Source organism: Psychrosphaera sp. (assembly GCF_982872775.1).
Genome location: NZ_CEYNSH010000064.1, coordinates 5,090 through 10,960, shown reverse-complemented (window position 1 = coordinate 10,960; position 5,871 = coordinate 5,090). Strand labels below are relative to the sequence as shown.

The following is a 5,871-nucleotide window of genomic DNA, read 5'->3' as shown; positions in this document are numbered from 1 at the left end:
CAATTTTCCAAGTCGCAGACTATGGGTTGGAAGCCGATCTTTTTGATGCATTACCAAAGCTAGAATTACAACTGTAAAGTTGAAAACGTCGCTTAGTAAGCTAAGTCGTCATTGGCAGTGATTAAAGGCCTAACTAAAAATGTTAGGTCTTTTTTTGTTCTTAAATTAAGTAATAAAGTAGGGCAATTCTGGCAAGGCTCAAAACCAGCTAATTGATACAACCTTTTTAGTTCTGGTTCACAAAGGGTATAGACAACATCATCAATGGCAGCTATCGCCTCGTTAATAAGGTCAGTAGCAATACCGAGTTTGCGCATTCGAGGTGTGACGAAGACACTTCTGAGCAACCAGACCGGCTGGTCTTCAGTACCGTAATCTCTCACCATCGATACACCGACTATTTGATTACCAATTTCGGAAGAGGCAATGACTATGCGATCTTTTTTGGACGCATTTACATTTTGTTTGTGGAGTTTGTAAAACTTGTTTACCGCTCTCTGATTGTCGGCGTTATAAGTTTCGATCCGATACAAAATAGATTACCATTTTTTCTTAGGTGCAAATAACTCGTCTAGATCATCTTTATTTTCTGCTTCTTTTTTCTTCACAGAGTCTAAATTTGCAGATTTCAAGTCTTTGGCGATTTGTTCTAAAATTTGTTCGATTTCAGCTTTACGTGTAGTGATATACTCGTCTTGATATTTTTGCGCATTTAGAGTGGCATAGGCTTTCTCAAGGTACTGTCGAGCCGAACCAGACATATTTTTAGATAGAGCCATCTTACCGCGCTTCAATTGTGCTTCGATATTGATACGTAGTTGTAGCTTTTCTATTTTTTTGTCTTCTTTTACAAATAATTCACTAGAAATTCGTCCCTTGCTGTGTTCGGAGCGAAGAATCATGCGGAATTTCTTGATTCCCTGGATCATTGCGATGAGTTGTTTGTCATTATCAGGAATCTCTGCAGAGTCAGCATCTCGAATTGGAAAGTCGCCGGATTCCATTTTTTCTTGTACTTGGCTTATACGGTTTAGTACGTCTTTGTGTCCTGGGGTTTGTTCCAACATTCCTTTAAGAGCCATTAAAACTCGATTATAAAGAATGTTATAGCCTTCTAGGGACAGCGGAATACCCGCGGCATTGACGATGATCTCTTCAGTCTCGTCGATAATGGCACGATACTTTGCCATTTCTTTGCGGCGTTCTTCTTCTTGTTTCTTTTTTTGCTGCTGCATTGTGTTGGTTACTAAAACGATAACAACCAACCCAAGAATTAAGCCAACTACGATGGCCACTAACATATTATTTCCTCAAATCACTAAGCCGAGTCTCAAAAAATCAATTATCGACAAACAATTAGCTTAGATTAAAACGCTTTAACCTGCATCTTAAACAAAAATAATGGGATAGGGTAGTGTTTTAAAAAGGTGACTTCACTAAAAAATAATGGAATAAATGAGACAATATGTATATATTTTTAGAATAAGGCTGAATGAGTCTGAATTAGGAAGAGGGTAATATGAAGCTCCAACAACTGCGTTACATAGTAGAAGTGGAAAACCATAATTTAAATGTATCAGCAACGGCCGAGAGTTTGTATACATCGCAGCCGGGTATCAGCAAGCAAGTACGTATGTTAGAAGATGAGTTGGGTGTGCAGATTTTTGGTCGCTCAGGTAAGCATTTGACTCATGTGTCTCCTTCAGGAAGAGAAATAATTGAATTATCCAGAGATATTCTAAGTAAGGTTGACAGTATTAAGCAGGTTGCTCGTGAACATAATTTACCTGACCAAGGTACATTGAATGTAGCAACGACGCATACCCAAGCTCGATACGCATTACCACCTGTGATTAAGGGCTTTATGGAAAAATTTCCTAAAGTATCACTTCACATGCATCAGGGTACTCCCTCACAAATTTCAGATGCCGCAGCTAAAGGTGATGCAGACTTTGCTATCGCTACTGAAGCACTGCACCTTTATAACGACTTAGTTATGTTGCCTTGTTACCACTGGAACCGTTCGATTGTGGTGAAAAAAGATCATCCTCTTGCGAACCTAACAGCGCCAATTACGATTGAAGATGTAGCAGAGTACAGCCTCGTCACTTATGTATTTGGATTTACGGGGCGCTCTGAGCTTGATGTTGCCTTTGCTAACAAGGGACTAAAACCCAAAATAGTTTTCACCGCTACCGATGCCGATGTTATTAAGACCTATGTTCGTTTAGGTGTTGGCGTGGGTGTTGTTGCGACAATGGCGATGGATGAACAAGATACAGATTTAGTAGCGATTGATGCCTCACACTTATTTGAATCTTCCACAACCAAAATCGGCTTTAGAAAAGGCAGTTTTTTACGTACTTATATGTATGACTTCATTGAGCGATTTGCGCCGCACTTAACTCGAGATGTGGTTGAAAAAGCGTGTTTACTTAAAAACCAAGAAGAAATCGATAAGATGTTTTCGACAGTGACCTTACCGGTTCGATAAGGTTTTTGCCTGTGCGGTAAGGTATTAGAAATGATATGAGGCTTGATTTTATAGAGTGACAGCTCTTTGAAAAATCCTAATAAAAAAGGCTATCAATGGATAGCCTTTTTTATTTAACAGTGATTTAAGGGTTATCAATAGTTTGATAACCCATTCACGTACTATATCAAGTCAGTGAGACAAACAAGCCAGCGATTGCTGCACTCATTAAGTTAGCTAATGTCGCTGCTAAAACTGCTTTCAAACCTAATTCAGCAAGGTCATGACGGCGCTCTGGCGCCATGCTACCTACACCACCAATTAAGATGGCAATAGATGACAGGTTAGCAAAACCGCACAATCCAAACGTGACAATAACTTGTGTCATTTCACTTAAGTTTTCTTTGTGGTTAATAAAGTCTAAGTAGGCAACGAACTCGTTAAGAATAAGCTTTTGGCCTAGGAAAGAACCAGCAATCTGTGCTTCGCTCCACGGAACACCAACAATGAACGCTACTGGGCTAAAGATGTAACCCAAGATCATTTGTAAAGTTAGCTCTTCATAGCCAAACCAACCGCCAACTGAGCCTAAAACACCATTAACTAAACCAATAAGTGCGATAAATGCGATTAGCATTGCACCAATTGAAAGAGCAAATTTCATACCTTCGCCGGCACCATCAGCTGCTGCGTCGATAACATTAACGTGACCCGCTTTTTCTAGTTTAAGTTCAGAAAGGTCGTTTTTAATGTCGTCAGTATTTGTTTCTGGCAAGATCATCTTAGCCATTAACAAACCACCTGGTGCCGCCATAAAGCTAGCAGCGATAAGGTATTTAAGTTCAACACCGATGCTCGACAGGCCAGCTATGATTGCACCGGCTACCGTTGCCATACCGCCTACCATTACAGCAAATAGTTCAGAGCGTGTCATTGTTTTAAGGAATGGTTTAACGACTAGCGGAGCTTCTGCTTGACCTACAACAATGTTCGCAGCGGCACACATGGACTCAGGTTTACTCGTTCCAGTAATCTTTCTTAGTGCTCCACCAAAGACACTGACTAACTTACCCATTACACCTAAGTAATAGAGGACCGCAATAAGTGAAGAGAAGAAAACAATCACTGGCAAAATATGCACAGCGAAGATAAAGCCCAACTCTTTTCCACCAATTTGGTCACCAAACATAAACAAGATGCCATCTGTTGCATAATTAAATACATTAGACAGCGTCGAAGATACGCTTAATAAAATGTCTTTACCTGGCTCCCAATACAAAACCATAGCGCCAAGTGCAAACTGTAACAAAAACGCACTGATGACGGTTCTTTTGTTAATAGCACGACGGTTTGTGGATAAAACAAACGCCAATCCCAGTAAAACTGCGATTCCTATTAAACTTCTTAACCAATCGATATCCACAAAAATTGCTCCTAACAAATAGATATTCTTTTTTCAGGGTCAGGGATCATAGGCAGATTACAAAATGATTCAAGCATTTTGTTAACTTTTGAGACAAATTAAATACTGATAATAGTTTTTTTGTAATAAATTAATACACAAATAGCAAAAATATCTAAACATATTGTTTCAAATAAATTACAATACGCGCGCTTATGTTTTCTGGTCAGACAAATCGTCCGCTTTTAATACGGTGAATACGGTAAGTGTCTGATTAGATTTGAACTTCCAATTTATAAACTCGGGATTTAACTATGAAAAAGGCTGCATTAGCTCTTAGCATCCAAGCTGCGTTGTTAGCGTCTATCTCTAACAGTGCCTTTGCTGCTGAAGAAACAGCAAACGTTGACGAATCGAAACTAGAAAAGATTACCGTAACGGCATTAAAACGTTCACAATCTATTCAAGATGTTCCTGTTTCGATTGCGACATTATCAGGCGAAAAGTTTGAAAACATGTTTGCGGCAGGCGATGACATTCTTTCATTAGCAACACGTGTACCTGGACTTTATGCAGAGTCTTCAAATGGCCGTGTCGCTCCTCGCTTCTACATGCGTGGTCTTGGTAACTCAGACTTCGACTTAGCAGCATCTCAGCCAGTTTCGATCATCATGGATGACGTGGTAATGGAAAACGTAGTTTTAAAAAGCTTTCCATTATTCGATATTGAACAAGTAGAAGTAATTCGTGGCCCACAAGGCTCTCTATTTGGACGTAATACGACGGCTGGTATCATTAAATTTACAAGCCGTAAGCCGAGCGAAGATTTTGACGCTTACGTTAAAGCAGGCGCTGGCAGCTATGGCCTTCTTAACTTAGAAGGTGCTGTTGGTGGTGCGCTATCAGACAACGTTAACGCTCGACTTTCAGTTTTAAATCAATCTAAAGACGATTGGATTGATAACACCTTCACTGGTGAAAACGACGCAATGGGTGGATTTGAAGACCAAGCTTTCCGTCTTCAAGTAGCATATAACCCAACTGCTGACCTTGACGTTTTATTCAACCTACATAGCCGTTCTTATGAAGGTACATCATCAATTATGCGTGCGAACATCCTAACGGCTGGTAGCAACGAATTGAACGAAAACTATGATCGTGACGCAGTTCAATATGACGCAGGCGACAACAACCCTCAAGAATATGATGCGGACGGTTGGAGCGTTAACTTAAACTACGACATGGGTGCATTCACTATCACTTCAATCACTGCGATGGAAACTGCAGAAGGTCGAAGCAAAGGTGACATCGATGGTGGTTTCGGTTCTCCATTTGCACCAAGCATGGGACCAGGTACTTTACGTTTTGACGCAGTTACTGAAGATAGAATGAAGGACCTTGATCAATTTACTCAAGAGATTCGTTTCTCTAGTAATGGCGCTGGTGATTTGACTTGGCAGACAGGTGCTTTCTTCTTTGACTCATCTTTCAATGTTGAAACTATCGATGGCTTCCTTGGTGCATCAGAAGTTGCACACGAAAACTCAACTTGGGCGGTATTCGGTCAATCGACTTATCAAGTAGATGACAATCTAACTATCATTGGTGGTTTACGTTACACATACGATGAGAAGTCAATTGCTGTAATTGGTGAGCGCAATGTTGGTGCGAGCCCATTTGCAGACTTATCATTCCGTCCTGAAACAATCGACCCAATCTCAGTTGATGACGGTCAATGGTCTTGGGAAGGTATGGCTAACTATAAGTTAGACCGTGACTTAAGCGTATACGCTCGCGTTTCAAACGGTTTCCGTGCACAATCAATTCAAGGTCGTGACGTTGCTTTCTTTGGTTCACCTTCTGTTGCTGAAGCTGAAACAATTATGTCTTATGAAGCTGGTTTCAAATCAGATTTACTAGACAACACAGTTCGCTTAAACGGTGCAGTATTCCACTACACAATCGATGACATTCAGTTAACGGCAGTTGGTGGTAA

The 5,871-nt window shown here is 40.4% G+C and carries 5 protein-coding genes; 2 read left to right on the top strand and 3 right to left on the bottom strand.

Translation table 11 applies throughout. The features are described from left to right. Positions 1-92 precede the first annotated feature (92 nt). Together AC4E96_RS13310 and AC4E96_RS13305 are read right to left on the bottom strand one after the other, a co-directional pair. On the bottom strand, positions 93-533 hold the full coding sequence (locus tag AC4E96_RS13310; protein ID WP_490256161.1) for a GNAT family N-acetyltransferase: 441 nt from the start codon (positions 531-533) through the stop codon (positions 93-95). Positions 534-539: 6 nt separating this feature from the next. Continuing rightward, positions 540-1,301, bottom strand: a complete 762-nt coding sequence (locus AC4E96_RS13305) for a hypothetical protein (RefSeq protein ID WP_488033329.1) — start codon at positions 1,299-1,301, stop codon at positions 540-542. Positions 1,302-1,519: 218 nt separating this feature from the next. On the opposite strand from AC4E96_RS13305, the gene cysB reads away from it, so the two are divergent. Next, positions 1,520-2,494: an HTH-type transcriptional regulator CysB gene (cysB, locus tag AC4E96_RS13300; RefSeq protein ID WP_488033330.1), complete on the top strand. Its 975-nt coding sequence runs from the start codon at positions 1,520-1,522 to the stop codon at positions 2,492-2,494. A 166-nt stretch (positions 2,495-2,660) separates the two neighbouring features. On the opposite strand, the gene AC4E96_RS13295 is transcribed toward cysB, so the two are convergent. After that, positions 2,661-3,890: a NupC/NupG family nucleoside CNT transporter gene (locus tag AC4E96_RS13295; RefSeq protein WP_490256162.1), complete on the bottom strand. Its 1,230-nt coding sequence runs from the start codon at positions 3,888-3,890 to the stop codon at positions 2,661-2,663. A gap of 299 nt (positions 3,891-4,189) precedes the next feature. Between AC4E96_RS13295 and AC4E96_RS13290 the strand changes: the two genes are divergently transcribed. Next, positions 4,190-5,871, top strand: a 1,682-nt coding sequence (locus AC4E96_RS13290) for a TonB-dependent receptor (protein ID WP_490256160.1), incomplete at its 3' end; no start/stop codon positions are given.